This is a genomic window from Sphingobium agri (genome assembly GCF_023051225.1).
Classification (GTDB): Bacteria; Pseudomonadota; Alphaproteobacteria; order Sphingomonadales; family Sphingomonadaceae; genus Sphingobium; species Sphingobium agri.
Genome location: NZ_JALKHS010000010.1, coordinates 1 through 16,323 on the forward strand (window position 1 = coordinate 1; position 16,323 = coordinate 16,323).

Annotated in this window: 15 protein-coding genes; 8 read left to right on the top strand and 7 right to left on the bottom strand. The window is 63.2% G+C overall.

Annotated elements, in window-relative coordinates:
• The 3 genes from MU848_RS12740 to MU848_RS12750 form a co-directional block, all read right to left on the bottom strand.
• Positions 1–224: NAD(P)H-dependent flavin oxidoreductase (locus tag MU848_RS12740; protein WP_247232623.1), on the bottom strand; the 224-nt coding region annotated here is incomplete at its 3' end.
• 19 nt (positions 225–243) lie between these two features.
• Positions 244–1,347 carry a phosphotransferase gene (locus tag MU848_RS12745; protein ID WP_247232691.1) on the bottom strand — a complete coding sequence of 368 codons (1,104 nt, stop codon included), beginning with the start codon at positions 1,345–1,347 and terminating at the stop codon, positions 244–246.
• On the bottom strand, positions 1,299–2,477 hold the full coding sequence (locus tag MU848_RS12750) for an acyl-CoA dehydrogenase family protein (RefSeq protein ID WP_247232693.1): 1,179 nt from the start codon (positions 2,475–2,477) through the stop codon (positions 1,299–1,301). The genes MU848_RS12745 and MU848_RS12750 overlap by 49 nt, the downstream gene beginning before the upstream one ends.
• A gap of 135 nt (positions 2,478–2,612) precedes the next feature.
• Here MU848_RS12750 and MU848_RS12755 point away from each other — a divergent pair, with 135 nt between their 5' ends.
• The 6 genes from MU848_RS12755 to MU848_RS12780 all read left to right on the top strand — a co-directional run bounded on the left by MU848_RS12755 (position 2,613) and on the right by MU848_RS12780 (position 9,267).
• Positions 2,613–4,208, top strand: coding sequence for a class I adenylate-forming enzyme family protein (locus MU848_RS12755; RefSeq protein ID WP_247232695.1), 1,596 nt, complete (start codon positions 2,613–2,615; stop codon positions 4,206–4,208).
• A 135-nt stretch (positions 4,209–4,343) separates the two neighbouring features.
• Positions 4,344–5,390, top strand: a complete 1,047-nt coding sequence (locus MU848_RS12760) for a hypothetical protein (RefSeq protein WP_247232697.1) — start codon at positions 4,344–4,346, stop codon at positions 5,388–5,390.
• Positions 5,391–5,448: 58 nt separating this feature from the next.
• The gene (locus MU848_RS12765) at positions 5,449–6,516 is read left to right on the top strand and encodes a hypothetical protein (RefSeq protein ID WP_247232699.1); all 1,068 of its coding nucleotides are present in this window, start codon (positions 5,449–5,451) and stop codon (positions 6,514–6,516) included.
• Positions 6,513–7,259: a glucose 1-dehydrogenase gene (locus MU848_RS12770; protein ID WP_247232718.1), complete on the top strand. Its 747-nt coding sequence runs from the start codon at positions 6,513–6,515 to the stop codon at positions 7,257–7,259. Before MU848_RS12765 ends, MU848_RS12770 begins: the two co-directional genes overlap by 4 nt.
• 208 nt (positions 7,260–7,467) lie before the next feature.
• The gene (locus MU848_RS12775) at positions 7,468–8,373 is read left to right on the top strand and encodes an NAD-dependent epimerase/dehydratase family protein (RefSeq protein WP_247232720.1); all 906 of its coding nucleotides are present in this window, start codon (positions 7,468–7,470) and stop codon (positions 8,371–8,373) included.
• A 99-nt stretch (positions 8,374–8,472) separates the two neighbouring features.
• On the top strand, positions 8,473–9,267 hold the full coding sequence (locus MU848_RS12780) for a hypothetical protein (protein WP_247232722.1): 795 nt from the start codon (positions 8,473–8,475) through the stop codon (positions 9,265–9,267).
• A 41-nt stretch (positions 9,268–9,308) separates the two neighbouring features.
• On the opposite strand, the gene MU848_RS12785 is transcribed toward MU848_RS12780, so the two are convergent.
• Positions 9,309–11,261 (bottom strand): flavin-containing monooxygenase, encoded by a 1,953-nt coding sequence (locus MU848_RS12785; RefSeq protein ID WP_247232724.1) that lies wholly within the window; start codon positions 11,259–11,261, stop codon positions 9,309–9,311.
• Between the two features lie 173 nt (positions 11,262–11,434).
• Between MU848_RS12785 and MU848_RS12790 the strand changes: the two genes are divergently transcribed.
• Positions 11,435–12,055 (top strand): cysteine hydrolase family protein, encoded by a 621-nt coding sequence (locus MU848_RS12790; RefSeq protein ID WP_247232733.1) that lies wholly within the window; start codon positions 11,435–11,437, stop codon positions 12,053–12,055.
• On the opposite strand, the gene MU848_RS12795 is transcribed toward MU848_RS12790, so the two are convergent.
• Positions 12,049–12,888 carry a helix-turn-helix domain-containing protein gene (locus MU848_RS12795; protein WP_176502296.1) on the bottom strand — a complete coding sequence of 280 codons (840 nt, stop codon included), beginning with the start codon at positions 12,886–12,888 and terminating at the stop codon, positions 12,049–12,051. The genes MU848_RS12790 and MU848_RS12795 overlap by 7 nt on opposite strands.
• Before the next feature lie 190 nt (positions 12,889–13,078).
• Here MU848_RS12795 and MU848_RS12800 point away from each other — a divergent pair, with 190 nt between their 5' ends.
• Positions 13,079–13,984 (top strand): alpha/beta fold hydrolase, encoded by a 906-nt coding sequence (locus tag MU848_RS12800; protein WP_247232735.1) that lies wholly within the window; start codon positions 13,079–13,081, stop codon positions 13,982–13,984.
• Between the two features lie 9 nt (positions 13,985–13,993).
• Here the strand turns inward: MU848_RS12800 and MU848_RS12805 are convergent, their stop codons facing one another.
• Both MU848_RS12805 and MU848_RS12810 read right to left on the bottom strand, forming a co-directional pair.
• Positions 13,994–14,800 (bottom strand): SDR family NAD(P)-dependent oxidoreductase, encoded by an 807-nt coding sequence (locus tag MU848_RS12805; protein ID WP_247232737.1) that lies wholly within the window; start codon positions 14,798–14,800, stop codon positions 13,994–13,996.
• A 31-nt stretch (positions 14,801–14,831) separates the two neighbouring features.
• Positions 14,832–16,313 (bottom strand): class I adenylate-forming enzyme family protein, encoded by a 1,482-nt coding sequence (locus tag MU848_RS12810; protein ID WP_247232740.1) that lies wholly within the window; start codon positions 16,311–16,313, stop codon positions 14,832–14,834.
• Between the last annotated feature and the right edge of the window lie 10 nt (positions 16,314–16,323).

Genomic DNA, 16,323 nt, shown 5'->3' on the forward strand with positions numbered 1-16,323 from the left:
GGCAAAATGGTCAGGTTCACGCCGAACGGCTTGTCGGTCATGGTGCGGCACCGCTCGATCTCGGCGGCCAGCGCCTCGGGCGTCGGCTGCGTCAGCGCCGTCAGGATGCCCAGACCGCCGGCATTGGACACCGCCGACGCAAGCTCGGCACGGCCCACCCACTGCATGCCACCCTGAATAATGGGATAGCGCGTGCCGGTAAGCTCGGTAATCCGGGTCTTCATTCCACCATTCCCCTTTTGATCAAACCGCTTCCGCCTCGCTCCATCCCAATTGGGCGAGCAGGGGATATTGCGCCGCCAGTTCTTCTGCATGCGCTGATGCGGCCGTTCCGCGTAGTGCCCTTGCCTTAATGCCGTGATAGATGGCCGCAAGCCGGAAAAGGGCGAAGGCGCGGTAAAAGCCGATATGGCCGATCCCCTCTCGTCCGGTCCTGCGGCAATAGGCGGCGATATACTCCTCTTCCGGCATCAGCTTCAACGCGGCGAAGTCGGCACCCCGCAGGCCGGATAGAATGGTAGGCGGCAGCCGGTACATCATCAGATGATTGACGAAATCGGCAAGTGGATGGCCCAGCGTCGAAAGCTCCCAGTCCAGCACTGCCGCCACGCGTGGCTCGGTCGGATGGAACACCATGTTGTCGGCACGATAGTCGCCATGGACGATCCGGCTTTCATCGCCTGCCGGGATATTCGCCGGCAACCATTCGATCAGCCGGTCCATGTTTGGATCGCGGCCTGCCGCTTCGTCGCTCAGATATTGGCGCGACCAGCGCGCAATCTGCCGCTCGAAATAATTGCCCTTCTTCCCGAAATCATCGAGACCCAAAGCCAAAGGATCGAAATTGTGAAGCTGCGCCAAAGTCGCGTTCATGGCGTCGAAATACGCGACCCGCTCTTCCGCCGCGACGGTCTCAAAACGTGAATTCCAGAACACACGCCCTTCGACGCACTCCATCACGTAGAACCAGCTGCCGATCACCGCATCGTCCGTGCAAAGGCCGTAAATGCGGGGCACAGGGAAACCCTGCTTGCCAAGCGCGCCTATCACCCGCGCCTCTCGATCCACGGCATGGGCACCCGGCACCGTCACACCGGGCGGCTTGCGGCGCATGACGAAGGAGCGTCCTGGCACGTCCAGTCGGAAAGTCGGATTGGACTGCCCGCCCTTGAACTGGCGAACGGTCAGCGGGCCTTGCGCTTCGGGCACATTCTCGCGCAGCCATGCCTGCAATGCGCCTTCATCGAAACGGTGCGCCTCGCGCACGTCGGAAAGCCCGGCGTTCAGTTCCTCGGCATTCATGACTTCGCCAGCGCCTCTCGCTTGATCTTCTTGGCGAGCGACCATTTATGCACCTCAGTCGGCCCATCATAGATGCGGAAGGCGCGAATTTCGCGGAATACCTGCTCCACGATCGTGTCATGGCTGACCCCGGTCCCGCCCATCACCTGAACGCACCGGTCCGCCACCCGGAACAGCGTTTCCGATACGGCGACCTTCGCCATCGAGCTTTCAGTGATCGCCTTTTCGCCTGAGTCCAATACGTCCGCGCACCAATCGATCATCAGCTGGCACTGTTTCAGGTCGATCAGGTTGTCGGCCAGCATGAAGCCGACGCCCTCATGATCGATCAGCGGCTTGCCGAACGCCTGCCGCTTGACCGCATAGTCCGTCGCAATCTCGTTCGCCCGCGTGGCAGCGCCCAGCCAGCGCATGCAATGGGTGAGCCGCGCCGGGGCGAGCCGGACCTGCGCATAGGCAAAGCCCTCATGCGGCGCGCCCAGCACCGCGTCGGGCGGGAGGCGCAGGTCTTCGACCTTCACCACCGCATGGCCTCCCGGCATCGAGCTGTCGATCGTGCCGATCAGCCGTTCCTGCACCAGCGCGGGGTGCGGCAGCGGGACGAGGAACATCGTTGCAGCGGCCGCGCCGTCATCGCGCTCCGTCTTGGCCATCAGGATCGCGAAGCTGGCCCCGGCAAACCCGGTGGCGAACGCCTTGCGCCCATTGACCACCCACTCGCCATCCTCCAGCCGCGCAACGGTCTGCATCATCGAGGGGTCCGATCCGGTTCCGCCTTCCGCCGCCGGCTCGGTCATCAGGAAGCAGGAGCGTCCGTTGCCCGCGACCATCGGATCGAGATAGCGGCACTTCTGCTCCGCGGTGGCGACCTTGCCCAGCAGGAACATATTGCCTTCGTCGGGCGCATTGGTGTTGCAAGCGAGCGGCCCGAGCGGCGAAAGCCCCGAAGCGCGCAGCACGCGCGCCGTCGCCCGGTGGCTAATGTGCGTTCCGTCGGCGCGGATATGCGGCGTCAGGACGCCTGCCTCACGCGCCTTGGCCCGCATTTCCTGCACCAGCGCGTCCAGCGGACCATGATCATCCCTCCGGTCATCCGTCTCATAGGGGATCACCACGTCGCGGACGAAATTCTCGACCTTGCGGACGATCGCCGCATCATCCTCATGATCTGCCATGGCTTGTCTCCGCTCCTTTTGTTGGCTGGCGCTTGCCAAGGGAAGAAGCACAATGCAAGGTGTAATTAGAAAGCCCTGCAAGGGCTTCGTGACCGGCATAGCACAACAGGCCGGATGGAGAGGACCGATAAAGAGATGAAGCATCTGCAACTCCGCAAGGAAGTGCATCACGACAGGCTGGTCGATTGCCATCAGGACCGCCCCGCAGACATTTACGCCATGTTCCTGGACGCCGTCAGCCGGTCGCCCGAAGCCATCGCACTGGTCGATGGCGAAGAGCGGTGGAGCTATAGCGTCCTCGCCGCCCGCGTCGCCATCTGCGCGGCGCGCCTCACATCCCTGGGCTTGGCAGCGGGCGACCGGCTCGCCATCCTTCTCTCCAACCGCGCGGACTATTCCACCCTGCTGCTGGCGGCGGCAAGGCTGGGCCTGATCGCCGTGCCCATGAATATCCGCCAGCGTGCCCCCGAAACCGCCCATGTGCTGAATGACAGCGGCGCGGCGGCGATCATCTTTGACGACGCGCTGGAGGACCAGCTGCCCAACCGATCCGACCATCCCGAACTGCGCCACTGGCTGCGCTATCCCGACGAAGCCGCTCTATGGTCCAACGCTGAAGCCGAGCCGCCAACCGACGCCCCGCACTGCGCCGCCGTTGGCGAGGACGATCCCTTCTGCATCCTCTACACCTCCGGCACCACCGGCCGCCCCAAGGGCGCGGTGCTTACCCACCTCGGCCTCGTCACCAACTGCATCGGCAGCCAGCAGCATCTTGGCTTGCGCGATGGCGAGTCGATGATCCTCGCCGTACCCGCCTCTCACGTAACCGGCATCGCGCTCATCCTGATGCTCAGCATCCGGGTCGCGGGCAAGGTGGTGATGCAGCAGGCGTTCAAGGCCCGCCCCTTCCTGGAACTCGCCCAGGCCGAACGCATGAGCTACGCCATCATGGTCCCGGCCATGTACAAGCTGTGCCTGATGGAGCCGGATTTCGCTGGCTTCGACTTGTCCAACTGGCGGATCGGCGCGTTTGGCGGCGCGCCCATGGCCGAATCCTGCATCGAAACGCTTGCCGCCCAGCTCCCCCAACTGACGCTGGTGAACATCTACGGATCGACCGAAACCTCCTCCCCGGCGGTCATGATGCCGCTCGGCGACTGTCCCGCTCATCCGGACAAGGTCGGCAAGGCCCTGCCTTATGCCGACATTCTCATCATGGATGAGGAAGGCCGCGAACTCCCGCGCGGGGAGCAGGGAGAAATCTGGATCGCAGGCGCAATGACCATACCCCGCTACTGGAACAATCCAGAAGCGACGGAGCGCGGCTTCACCGGCGGCTATTGGAGGTCCGGCGACATCGGCACCATGGACGCGAAAGGCTATATCCGCGTGCTCGACCGGATGAAGGACATGATCAATCGCGGCGGCTTCAAAATCTATTCGGTGGAAGTCGAAAACATGCTCATGTCGCATGAAGCCGTCACTGAAGCGGTTGTCGTCGGCAGGCCCTGCCCGGTACTCGGCGAACGAGTCGAGGCTTTCGTGGTGGCCCCTGGCCAGTTGGATGGCACGGCCCTGCGCGACTTCTGCGCGCGCAATCTTTCCGACTACAAGGTGCCCGACCATGTCTACATCGTAGAGGGGCCGCTCCCCCGCAATCCCAACGGCAAGTTGCTGAAGACCGCAGTCCGTGAATGGCTGCCCGAGATGTCGGCGGACCAACCTGCCTGAAGTACAGCATGTGTTGTCATATCTTGCGAACCCCGGAAGAATAAGTTAGGATTCACTCAGTAACCGAACCGCCACAGCTCTCACGGGCTGCAAACCAAACGGCGGACGGCGATGTAGGTACTCAGGAGAGTTGACATGACCACCCAGTTCCGCCCCGTGGCCCCGCCGCAGATCATCGAAAACGCCTATACCGACGACCAGCATCGCCGCATGCTGAATGTCGTCCGGGAAAACGGCCCCTGGTCCTTGATCCTGGCACAGCATTTCAAATCACCCGAGGAAGTCGTGGCCACCACTTCCGGCGGCCTTCCAAAGGGCTTCACGCCCACATGGGACATGTTCCTCTCGCCGGTATTCCGGGGTTATTTCGCGCAAGGATCGACAGTCCAGCATCCCGAGATCGAAGATTGCTTCTTCAACCATAAATTCCTCGATCTGGTTCGCGGCTACTGGAAAGCGGACTATGCCCGCCCCGACAATATGCTGTTCAACATTCAGGGCCCCTGCCGTGGCAGCGAGACGCCCCATGTCGATGCCACCCGTTTCCGCGGCATCTCCATGCAGACATCGCCGGTATGGCTGATGAACATCATGGTGAAGTCCGGCCTGTTCGAACATTGGCGCGCGAAAAAGGCGCAGGTGATCACCTGGTATTACAAGGGCAAGACCGGCGGCGGCTTCAACTATTGGCCCGATGGTCCGCAGGGCCAGCCCGCGCAGATCAAGGCACCGATGTGGAGCCGCGCCGTCGTCGTTGAAAATGAAATGATGTACCACACGGCCGAAGCCAGCGGCCCAGCCGCCCTTCGCCAGCCCGAAGGACTTGCGATCAACTCGCTCATCAGCGCCGACCCCGAAGATCCAAACGGCTGGCAGATCACGACAGACGGCAAGGTCATCCAGAAGATACCCGAAGAAGAGTTCCGCTTCCTCATCCACTGGGGTGCGGACATCTTCATGGATTATAGCGAACTGAAGCGCTCGCTCGACCACACCGACGACATCAGCAATGATCAGGTGTTCGACATGCTGATCGCCGATCTGCGCGCCCGCGGCGCCACTTTCGAGGTGCCGAGCGATCCGCTCACCGATCAGCAGTTCATCCGCCTGCTGGTCCAGACCTATGATCCTGGAAAGCCATCCATCTTCCCGCCTGAACCGGAGGAAGCACTGGCCGCCTGACGACAGATGCACTGACGGCGGCGGCCGTACGAAGTTCTAATGATAAGAGAGAGGACCCATGGAACCATCGAAGCGCCGCCGCCCCATGACCCCGATCGTCCCGCCCCGGCCGATCAGCGACATCTTCACGGATGCTGAAAATGCACAGATGATGGACATCCTGCGCACCCAGGGTCCGTGGAAGTTGATCCAGGCCATCCACTTCAGTTCAGCGGAAGAAATGCTCGCCGTTTCGACGCCCAAGGGCGAACGAAATCAAAATATCACCTTGGCGGACCTTCTGACCCCGGCGTTTCGCGGCACCTTCGGCAATAATGGCCTGCCCTATATCGATGAAGCGCATGACATATTCTACAGCCGCAGGTTGCTCGATCTGGTCAGGCAAATGCACGGAGCGCGATACGGCGCGCCCTATCTCTTCCAATTCAACATCAACGCACCCTGTCACGGCTTTGACCCGGGCCATATCGACGGCCGCAGCTGGCGCGGGCTCGATCCCACCAACATGCCCGCATGGCTGGGCGCGGTCATGGCGAAATCCTGCCTCTTCGACTCATGGGAAGTGAAGGCGGGCCAGGTGATCGCCTGGTATTATGACTGCGACATTGATGGCGGCTTCACCTACTGGCCCGATGGCCCGGATCGCACGCCGCAGCGCTTGACCGCTCCCATCTGGAACAGTGGCCTGGTGACCGACAATCAGCATATGTTCCACCGGGGCGAGGCATCCGGCCCGCGCGAAAAGCGCGACATGGCGGTTGGCATGACGCTTCAATCGATGATCGAAGCGGATGGCGAAGATGGATGGCGCATCATAGACGGCAATCGCATCGTCGCCCGTTATGAAGCCAGCGACATGCGCATGCTCTTCCACTACAGCGCGCACGTGTTCACCGACATGGCGGACTTGAAGCGCTTCTACGATCACACCGATGACCTCACCACCGATCAAGCCTTCGACATCATGATCGCGGACCTGAAGGCGAAGGGCATTCCAGTAACGGTCCCGACAGACCCGATGTCCGACCCCGATTTCATCGCGACGCTGGCCGCTGCCTATGCCACCAGCCCCACCAGCTATCACCCAGATGCGCCGCTGGAGTCCCGGCACAAGATGGCTGCATGACGGCACGCACCTTCGGGCTTGAGGGCAGGACCGCGCTTATCACCGGCGCAAGCAGCGGACTCGGCGCGCATTTCGCGCGCACGCTCGCTGCAGAGGGTGTTGAGCTGGTCCTTACCGCGCGCAGGGGTGACCAGCTGGAAAGGCTCGCCGCATCGCTCCCCAACGCGCGAGCCATCACGCTCGACGTGCAGGACGCCACCTCCGTCGATCGCTTGTGGGAAGCGGTTGGCGCCGTCGACATCCTGATCAACAATGCAGGCATCGCCACCACCGGGCCGATGCTCGATCAGGACGTGACCCAATTCGACAGCGTGATGGATACCAACGCGCGCGGCGCTTATCTCGTCGCGCGCGGGGCGGCGCGCGCGATGGTAGCGGCAGGCACGCCGGGCAGCATCATCAACATCGCCTCCATCCTGGGCCTTCGACAAGGGGCTCAGCTTGGCCCCTACTCGATTTCCAAGGCCGCCGTGGTACAGATGACCAAGGCAATGGCACTGGAATGGGCGCGCCACAGCATCCGCCTGAATGCCCTCTGCCCGGGCTATATCGTCACGCCGCTGAACGAGCATGTCTGGGAAACGGACACGGGCAAGGCGATGATCAACAGGATCCCGCAGCGCCGCATTGGAAGTCCGGAAGATCTTGACGGCGCCCTGCTCCTGCTCGCGTCGGACCTTGGCGCCTACATCACCGGCGCGGAACTGGTGGTCGACGGCGGCCATCTCGTCAGCTCGCTTTAGCGTAAGATCAGTTCTAAATAATCGTCACCCCGGACTTGAGCCGGGGTCCCACTTCTTGTCTCACGCTGCCGAAAGAGCGGGACCCGGGAGTGACGGCAAGAACCTGATTGCGGACGCTCCCCTTTTGCCTCCGCCTCTCCGGAACGCACGGCCCGGCTCTTGACGCCGGGTGCATCGCTGTTGCTTCCTCCCGCGCGGAAGGAACCCGATGCGCATTCTCGTCCTTGGCGCGACCGGATATCTCGGATCGCACATCGCCCAGCATTTCAGGGCATCCGGCCATCAGGTCAGCGGCCTCAGCCGTACAGGCGAAGGCGATCGGACGCTCGCCGATCATGGCATAACCCCCTTGCGGGGCGACCTTTCGCATCTGGACGCGGTGATCGACATGATGCGCCATCACGATGCCACCATCTACGCAGTCCAATTGCTGCTTCAGCAGGAGCATGACGCCGTCAAAAGGCTGCTGAATGCCGCTGACGGGCGCGGCCATCACTTCATCTTCACCAGCGGCACCGGCCTTTTGTCGCAACGCACCGATGGGCTCTGGAGCGAGGACAGTTTTGCCGAAGACGACCCGTTCGAGCCCTCCAAATATATCGGCCTCCGCCTTGAGACCGAAACCATGGTCCGTCGCGCCGGATCGGCGGGCAGCGCGCGCGCCATGGTGATCAGGCCGCCGATGATCTGGGGACATGGCGGCTGCGGACATCTGCGCATGTTCTACGCCGATGCGGGGCGCACCGGCGAAGTCGGCTATCTCGGGGAAGGGCTCAACCTCTACTCCAACATCCATGTCGACGACTTGGCAGAGGTCTACCGCCTCGCGCTGGAGCGGGGTTCAGCCGGAGCCCTCTATCACGCGGTCGCGGGCGAACTGAACAACCGCACTCTGGCTGAAGCGGTCGCGCGCGACCTCGGCATCGAGGCGCGCAGCGTCGATTTTGCCGAAGGCGTTCGCCGCTGGGGGAAGTTCGAAACTTTGATCGGCATGGCGACATGCAGCCGCTCGCGCAGCCCCCGTACCCGCCGGGAACTGGGCTGGACGCCCCGCCATGTCGATGTGCTGAGCGACATCGGCCACCCTGCCTATCGCGCCCTGGCAGGCCGGTAGCGCCACCCGCGACCTTCCGCCGACCCGGAAGAGGCGCAGCACTGCTTTAATCCGGCTCCCGCGCACGCTTCAGTGCGCCATCAATTTCAGGAGAGGCCCATGCAAAGCTGCGAAACCTTATATGAGAGGGCCGACATAGCGCGCGCCAACCGGCCGATACGCTTGGGCTCCCTGCTCTTCACCATGGTTGAACCGCGCCCCGGCTATGAGGTCGCCTATAATCGCTGGTATGAGCGCGATCATTTCTACAGCGGCTGCATGATCGGCGCCTACACGGTTTCAGGCGGCCGCTACGTCGCCACCCGTGTGGAGAAGGCGAAGCGCTTCGGTTCAGGCAGCATGGACCTGTCGAAAGGCTCCTATCTCGCACTCTACTGGATCCTCGACGGGCATCACAAGGATTGGGACGCGTGGGCGGTCAAACAGGTCAATGATCTTCACGCCGCCGGCCGCATGTTCAAGGAACGCGACCATATCCACACCAGCTTCTACAATTTCGACGAGGAATATAATGCGCCCGGCAGCACGATGCCGATCGAACTCGCGCTTGATCGCCCTTTTGGCGGGCTCGTCGCCTTCATCGTCGATCTGAACCCCGGCAAGACCAGCGCGGACCTCTCCGCCCTGCTGCGCGCCCGCGACCTGCCGGGTGACGTGGCACTCACCGGCTCCCCCTTGCCGCTCGATCCGACCAGTCCCAAGGATGTGCCGGTAGAGGTCAATGACCGCGCGGTCTTCCTCAGCTTCTCCGTCGAGGACCCGAAAGCCGTCTGGGACAGCGCCTATGTCCCCCTCGCCCAGGCGATCGAGGAAAGCGGCATCGGCCGCATCGCGATCGCATCGCCCTTCATCCCGACGATCCCTGGCACGGACACCTACACCGACCAGCTTTGAAAGTTTGAGGGGCGGCCCAGCAAGGCCGCCCCTCATTCCATTCACAGCAGTTCAAAGTCTTCCTTGCGCGGTCCCTGACACTCATTCCAGAAATCGATCAGCCGCCACGGCCAGGATAGGAAGTTCCGCTTCTTGCTATTGTTATAATAGCTATAGGCGCGCGGATGGCTCCAGATCATCTTGACCATCTGCGTCTCGACCTTGGTCTGCCATGCGTCGAAGGCGGACCGGCTCGGCTGAAGCGCCCTCTTCTCCTGCGCATTGACCCAGTCGAGGCATTCGATCGCATAATTGACCTGCCGCTCCGAAATCAGGTTCTGCCCCGCCGCATGGTTTGGCGCGCTGTTGGGGCCCACCGTGTGGAAATAGTTGGGGAAGCCCGGCACCAGCATTCCGAAATAGGCGCGCGGATCTTCCGCGCCCCATTCGCTGCGCAGATGCTTGCCACCAATCCCCACGATCTCAAGATCGCCCAGCATGTTCGCGACGTCGAACCCGGTCGCGCAAATCAGCACGTCCAGCTCGATCTCGCGCCCATCCTTCAGCACCAGCCCCTTGGGTGTGACCTCTGTGATGGCAGTCTGCTCCAGATGCACATGCGGCTGGAGATAAGTGGGGAAATAGGGACCGCGATCCAGAATGATGCGCTTTGAAAAGACCGGGAAATCGGGCGTCAGCTTTTCCTTGAGGTCCGGCCGGTCGGCGAACATCTTGTCGATATAGCCGACCGCGAACTTGCGCATCGTCTCATTGACCGCGGAGACCGATGGAGAATCCTCCGGCCATTCGGGGTCCAGCAGCACATTGGGATACAGGCCGTCCGCCGCATACCAGTAGATGCGGAAACGGAACCACTCCAGATAATGGGGAATGTGCCGCATCGCATATTTGACGCCGTCCGTGACCTCGTCATTCCCGGCCGGGCTCGGCATCACCCAGTGGCGGCTGCGCTGGAAGACGTGCAGTTCACCCGCATCCCCCGCGATCGCGGGGATCAGCTGCGCCGCGCTTGCGCCCGTGCCGATCACGCCGACGCGCTTGCCCTTGAGGTCAATCGACGTGTCCCACGCCGCCGTATGCAGCCGCGTGCCCGCAAAGCTTTCCAGCCCGGGGATGGCGGGCCACTTCATCCGGTTGACCGGCCCATGCCCGTTGATGACCGCATTGGCGCGGATCACCTCCGCGCTGCCATCCTTCTTGCGCACGGTGACGTTCCACACCGCCGCATCCTCGTCCCACACCAGCTTTTCGACCCGCGTGTTGAAGCGGATATTCGGCCGCAGGTCATAATCATCCGCCACGCGCTTCAGATAAGCGAACATGTCGGTGCCCAGCGGATGATAATTATGCCATTCCGAATTCAGCGCGAAGGAGAAGGAGTAGAAATGGCTCGGCGTATCGACGCCCACGCCCGGATAGCGGTTTTCCCACCAGGTGCCGCCGACCTCCTCATTCTTCTCGATGATCTCCCAGTCATAGCCCGCCTCCGCCAGCTTCACGCCAGCCGCGATGCCCGTCATCCCCGCGCCGATCACCAGCACCTTGAACCCGGCAGGCGCAGGCTTCCGATCCTTGCGCGCGAGGCGGGGCTGTTCGGGGCGGAAGCCGATCTGGTCGAACAGCAGCGGCAGGAACTCGTCCGCCACCTCCTCCGCCAGGCCAGCCGACATCATCCGGTGCATCAACGCGTCGGACGGCTCCTCGTCCATTGCAGCGCCAGGCGTAGTCAGCACATGAAGCAGCTTTTCCTTCAGCTCCTCGACCAGTTCGCCCGGAATCTCTTCTGGCGGATAGGCGTAGGGCGACTTGATGTGGGGCACGAACTTGTCCAGCATCGCCTCGTCGCCGCTCAGATGGACATAAGTCATCAGCAGCGTGTGAATTTCGCCCTCCGCCAGAGCCTGACGCAATTCCGGGCTGTCCTTCAACGGCAGCTTGCGTGCCCGTAAATCGGCACGGGCAGTCCCCGCCACATCGGCATATTTCGCGGCCATTCACCAACTCCTACGCAAATTCACTCTTCTATGCCCGCATGTCTACCGGCAGCGGGACGGCAACCAACCGCCAACCCCGCCTTTCCGTATCTGTGGAGCGGCCCGCTCCGCTGTTGCCGAAGCCGCGCGCGCAGCGCTCCTTGACCATCGGAATTTGTTCAGGAGCCAAGACTTTGCCCGTTCCACTTCATGGCCGCCCGGCCCTGATCATCAGCGAATGTCAGCGCGGCATCGTCGAACCCGGCATGGGCGGCTTTTCCGGCCTCATCGCCCAAGTCAATGAACGCGGCATCATCGCCCGCATCGCCGATCTCGCCGCCCGCTTCCGCGCCGCCCGCCTCCCGGTTTTCCACCTCACAATCGCCCATCGCCCCGACTTTGCGGACGTCCAGCGCAACAGCATGCTTGCGGCAATGGCGCGCAAGGGCGGCTCGCTCGTGACCGGCAGTCCAGCGGCGGAGATCATGCCGCAACTCGCCCCTGCCACTGAAGATTTCATCATAGAGCGTAGCTCCGGCCTCATCGGCTTCCATGGCACCGCCCTCGACGCCCTGTTGCGCCGCCTGCACATCGGGACGGTCGTCATCACGGGCGTGTCCACCAACGTCGCCGTCGCAGGCTGCACCCTGGCAGCGACCGACCTTGGCTATCACGCGATCGTCGCGGAAGATTGCATCGCGGCGGCCGATCCCGCCACCCACGACATCATCGTGCGGGATCAACTCCGCATGGTGGCACGCATCGCCAGCGCTGCTGACATAGCGCAGGCGCTCGTCACGCCAGGCGATTACTGAACGCTGACGGTCGTCTTGCGGCGGATGCGATCATTATAGCGGTAGATGACCGACTGCATGCCCGACAGCATCTGCCGCACATCATTGTCGTTCACGAACAGCGGATCGCCGACCACGCCAATCGCGTAGGAGGCGACGCCATGCGGCACCCGCAGCGGCACGGCGATCGAGTCCACAGGAATGGACGCGCTCCGGCGGCACAGGGCGAACCCGCGCGCCCGCGTCGTTGAAATCCGGTCCACCAGATGCTTCATCAGCGTTGGCCCCTTCGGACCCAGGCCCAGCTTTTGCGTCCGGGTCGCCAGCTGGATGATGTCGACATTGGATTGCTGCGCCAGCATCGCGGCGGCGAAATTGGTGCCCGGCCGCCAGCTGTTACGCTGAAAGCAGATCATCTCGGTGGGATAATAAGGCTCGACGTCCGGCTTCGCCGCCCAGCCGCCGGACATTTCCGCGACGCTTTCCGACCAGCAATCATTCTGCTGCGTGACGAAGACCGACCCGCCGGTCTCGCGCCGCATATCCTCCATCACCTCATTGATCCGGCCGCTTCCAAAAAAGCTCTGCTCGATCGCTGTGGCATTGGCGATGATCTTGTAGGACGGCGCATAAAGCTTCGTCGCCTGGCTATAGCTCAGATAACCCGTGCTCGCGAGCGTCCGCAAAATCTCGTCCGCGCTTGAATTGGGAATGCCCAATGCTTCGCTGATCTCGATCGTGCGCGCAGGCTCGCCCGACTTCATGAAATATTCCAGCACTTCCAGGGTGCGCAGGCACGACTTGACGCTACCCCGGCCGCCAGACCTGCCTTCCGTCTGTGAGTTAGCGCTCATCCCGCCTCCTACATCGTCCTTGCGGGCGCCGGTTCTGCCGGTCACCGGAATTTTGGTGAAGACTACCATATTCTGAGCGCAACAGGGATTCAAGCGTCCGGAATCCGCTACGACCCGCGCGGTTACGCGAATATGGAAAGCCGCCATTGCCGGTCGCCAGCGCATCGTCGCTCATCTCTAAACTGCCAGCATGCACGACAGAGAACGCCGCTCCCACATCAGGACAAAGCCCGTCAGGCGACGCTTCCTCAACGGCCGCATGCCGCTCAGCTATACCGAATGGGCGCAGGAGGGCGCGCCGCTCGCCATCCTCATGCATGGCAGCCGTGATCATGGCCGCAGCTGGGACGCGCTGGCGGATGCCCTGCTGCCCGACTATCACATCATTGCCCCCGATCTTCGCGGCCATGGCAACAGCGGCTGGGCGCAGGACGGGCGCTACGACTTCGCGGCCTATCTGGCCGATCTCGACGCGCTGGCGGAGCATCTGGCGCTGGGTCCGCAGCGCCCGGCCATCCTGATCGGCCATTCCCTCGGCGCGCACATCGCCTTGCGTTTTGCCGGATCCTATCCCGACAGGATCAGCCGGATCGTCGCGATCGAGGCCGTCGGCGCACCGCTCGCGATCGAGGCGCATCGGTCCAGCCAAAGCATCGACCAAAGCGCTCGCAACTGGCTCGGGGAGCGGCGAGCCGCCTCCCGCACCGCCCCGCGCATCTTCGCGTCGGTGGACGAAGCGGTCGAACGGATGCGGGAACGCCATGGCTTCCTCACCTCCGCGCAGGCGCGGCACATGACGCGCCATGGCTTGCGGCGGGCTGGCAAGGCTGGATGGCAATGGAAGCATGATCCCTATCTCGCCGTCTGGGCATTTCCCGACATTCCGATGGAGGATGTCCGGGCCTTGTGGCGCAACATCGCCTGCCCGACCCTCCTCCTCTATGGCGAACGCAGCTGGCCTTCCGGCTTGCCCGCCGATTTGCTCACCCATATCCCCGATGTGCGGGAACTGCGCCTGCCCGAAAGCGGCCACTGGCCCCAGCATGACGCCTTCGACACATGCCTGTCTGCGATCAGGCGCTTCCTTGCGGAGTGAACGTCGTTCCTATTCGTTGCTCTTCTTGGTCGCCATGACCCTCGGGTCGAAATGGTTGGCTGCCATCCATCCGCCATCCACGAACAGGCTGTGGCCGGTCACATATTCCGACAATCCCGACGCCAGGAACAGCACGGCCCCCGCCACGTCCCGCGTCGTGCCCGGACGGCCGATCGGCAGCACGCTCGACTCCATCAGCGCACGGGATTCCGCCGTTTCGGGCAGGCGCGGCGTCGTGATGCTGCCCGGAGCCACGGCATTGGCGCGAATACCATGCCGGCCCCATTCGGTCGCCATCGACTTCACCAGATGCATCAGGCCTGCCTTCGCCGCGCCATAGGGCGCATGCATCGGCGATCCGACCGCACCATCCACCGACCCGATGCAGATCAACGATCCGCCCACCCCGCGCGCAATCATCGACTGGGCGACGGCACGCGCCGTCACGAAGAAGTAGCGCAGGTTCCGGGATTGGTCATAATCCCATTCTTCCAACGTCACGTCGAGCAGCGGTTTGAACAGCGCCTGCCCCACGATCGTCACCAATATATCAAGCCCGCCCAGCGCGCCTTCCGCATCCGCCACCGCTTTCTTGACTGATGCCTCGTCCAATATATCGGCCTCGATCGGAATGCCCGCCCGCCCTATCGCGCGTACTTCGCTGGCGACTTGCTCGGCGCGTTCCATCACGCTGTCCAGCACGGCGATGTCGCATCCGGCCTCCGCCAGCAGCAGCGCGCTGGCCTCGCCCATGCCGCGCCCGCCACCGACGATCAGCGCCTTCTTTCCTTCAAGGCCCAGCAATGACACGGTCATCCTCCCCATCCTCTTCGTTATGCGCGCCCGCTCATGCGGCGTCGGCCAGGAACATCTTCTTGATCTCGGTCAGGCTGACCTTCAGCGATGGCGTGCGGGGCAGCGCATCCACGATCCGGATCTCCACCGGCACATGCGTCGGCGGCAATTCGGCCCGCACATGCGCCAGCAGCGCCTGTTCATCCACCGCCCCGGCGCTCTGGCTCAGTTCGACCGCCGCAGCCGGCACCGCGCCCAATCGCGCGTCGGGTATTCCCACCACCGAAGCATCGACCACAGCCGGATGCTGACGCAGCACGTCGACCACACGCTCGGGCAATATCTTGAAGCCGCCCCGCACGATCGCCCCATCATGCCGCCCGCGGTGAAAGACATATCCGTCCTCGTCGATCATCACCAAGTCGGTGGTCCGCACCCAGTCAGCCCGCACCGACGGGCAATGCACTTCCAGCAGCCCTTCCGTCCCGCGCGGCACTTCCACGCCGCTTTCGGGATCGATCGCGCGTATCTCGACGCCCGGCATGGGAAGGCCGGTGCTGCCACGCTTGCTGTCCCCACGCTCCGCCCGCATCTGCGGCGTCCAGCGGACGATAGTGCCGCAAAATTCGGTCGCCCCCATGCCCCAAAGGATCGGCAGGTCATAGCGCGCCTCGAACCGTTCCTGAAGGTCCGGGTCCAGATAGGCCGATCCGCCCGACACGCTTTTCACGCTCGCCATGTCCTCGGGCGACACATTCGCATCCATGATCATTGCGATCGCCGTGGGATTGAGGCCCAGCGTGTCCGGCCTGTGGCGGCGCAGCGCATCCACCAGCCCATCGACCGTGAAGCGCTCCATCAGCACCAGCGGCGTGTTGTTGACGGCAGCGCCGGTCAGCAGGCACACGCCGCCCACACCGCCCAGCGGCCAGATATTGATCTGCACCGGCGGCGCGCTGCCGGACTCTGCGCCAGGTGCGCTCATCACCGCCCGCTCCAGCAGCTTCAGCGGCATCGGAATGCGCTTGGGCGTGCCCGTAGTCCCGCTCGACAGCACCTCTATCCCGCCATCGGGCAAGGCATCGTCAAACGAGGATCGCCTGCACTTTTCCAGCCCATCGACCAGTCTCGGGGCGTCGTCGATCCCGCCAAAGGCTACCCCTGCGCAGCCCGCCTGTCCCGCTGCTTGCGCGAAATTCGGCCAATCCTGCTGGTCCGCCAGGATCGCGGCGGCTCCCAGATTCTCGATATTGTCCGAAATCGCGGTCGCGGGGAGGAAGGGATAGACGAAGCTCACCGACCGCCTGTGCGCCAGCAGCCCCACCACAGCCGCCGCATGTGCCAGCCGGTTGCGGATGATGATGCCGACCTTCGCCGATGGCGGGCAACCGGCTGCGTCGAGCAGCGCGACCACTGCATCGCCATAGCGCGCCACCTCGCCCCAACTCACCCACCGGCCCTCGAACTCGATGCCGCGCTCGTCCTTATGGTCGCGCAGGTTGGCGCGAAGCTGCTCGATAACGTCCTGGCTCACTGATGGTAGT

What these genes read in the sequence shown, in the direction of transcription:
- MU848_RS12745 (WP_247232691.1), bottom strand. Translation starts at nt 1,347, where the DNA reads ATGGTCGCTCGCCAAGAAGATCAAGCGAGAGGCGCTGGCGAAGTCATG.
- MU848_RS12750 (WP_247232693.1), bottom strand. Translation starts at nt 2,477, where the DNA reads ATGGCAGATCATGAGGATGATGCGGCGATCGTCCGCAAGGTCGAGAAT.
- MU848_RS12755 (WP_247232695.1), top strand. Translation starts at nt 2,613, where the DNA reads ATGAAGCATCTGCAACTCCGCAAGGAAGTGCATCACGACAGGCTGGTC.
- MU848_RS12760 (WP_247232697.1), top strand. Translation starts at nt 4,344, where the DNA reads ATGACCACCCAGTTCCGCCCCGTGGCCCCGCCGCAGATCATCGAAAAC.
- MU848_RS12765 (WP_247232699.1), top strand. Translation starts at nt 5,449, where the DNA reads ATGGAACCATCGAAGCGCCGCCGCCCCATGACCCCGATCGTCCCGCCC.
- MU848_RS12770 (WP_247232718.1), top strand. Translation starts at nt 6,513, where the DNA reads ATGACGGCACGCACCTTCGGGCTTGAGGGCAGGACCGCGCTTATCACC.
- MU848_RS12775 (WP_247232720.1), top strand. Translation starts at nt 7,468, where the DNA reads ATGCGCATTCTCGTCCTTGGCGCGACCGGATATCTCGGATCGCACATC.
- MU848_RS12780 (WP_247232722.1), top strand. Translation starts at nt 8,473, where the DNA reads ATGCAAAGCTGCGAAACCTTATATGAGAGGGCCGACATAGCGCGCGCC.
- MU848_RS12785 (WP_247232724.1), bottom strand. Translation starts at nt 11,261, where the DNA reads ATGGCCGCGAAATATGCCGATGTGGCGGGGACTGCCCGTGCCGATTTA.
- MU848_RS12795 (WP_176502296.1), bottom strand. Translation starts at nt 12,888, where the DNA reads ATGAGCGCTAACTCACAGACGGAAGGCAGGTCTGGCGGCCGGGGTAGC.
- MU848_RS12800 (WP_247232735.1), top strand. Translation starts at nt 13,079, where the DNA reads ATGCACGACAGAGAACGCCGCTCCCACATCAGGACAAAGCCCGTCAGG.
- MU848_RS12805 (WP_247232737.1), bottom strand. Translation starts at nt 14,800, where the DNA reads ATGACCGTGTCATTGCTGGGCCTTGAAGGAAAGAAGGCGCTGATCGTC.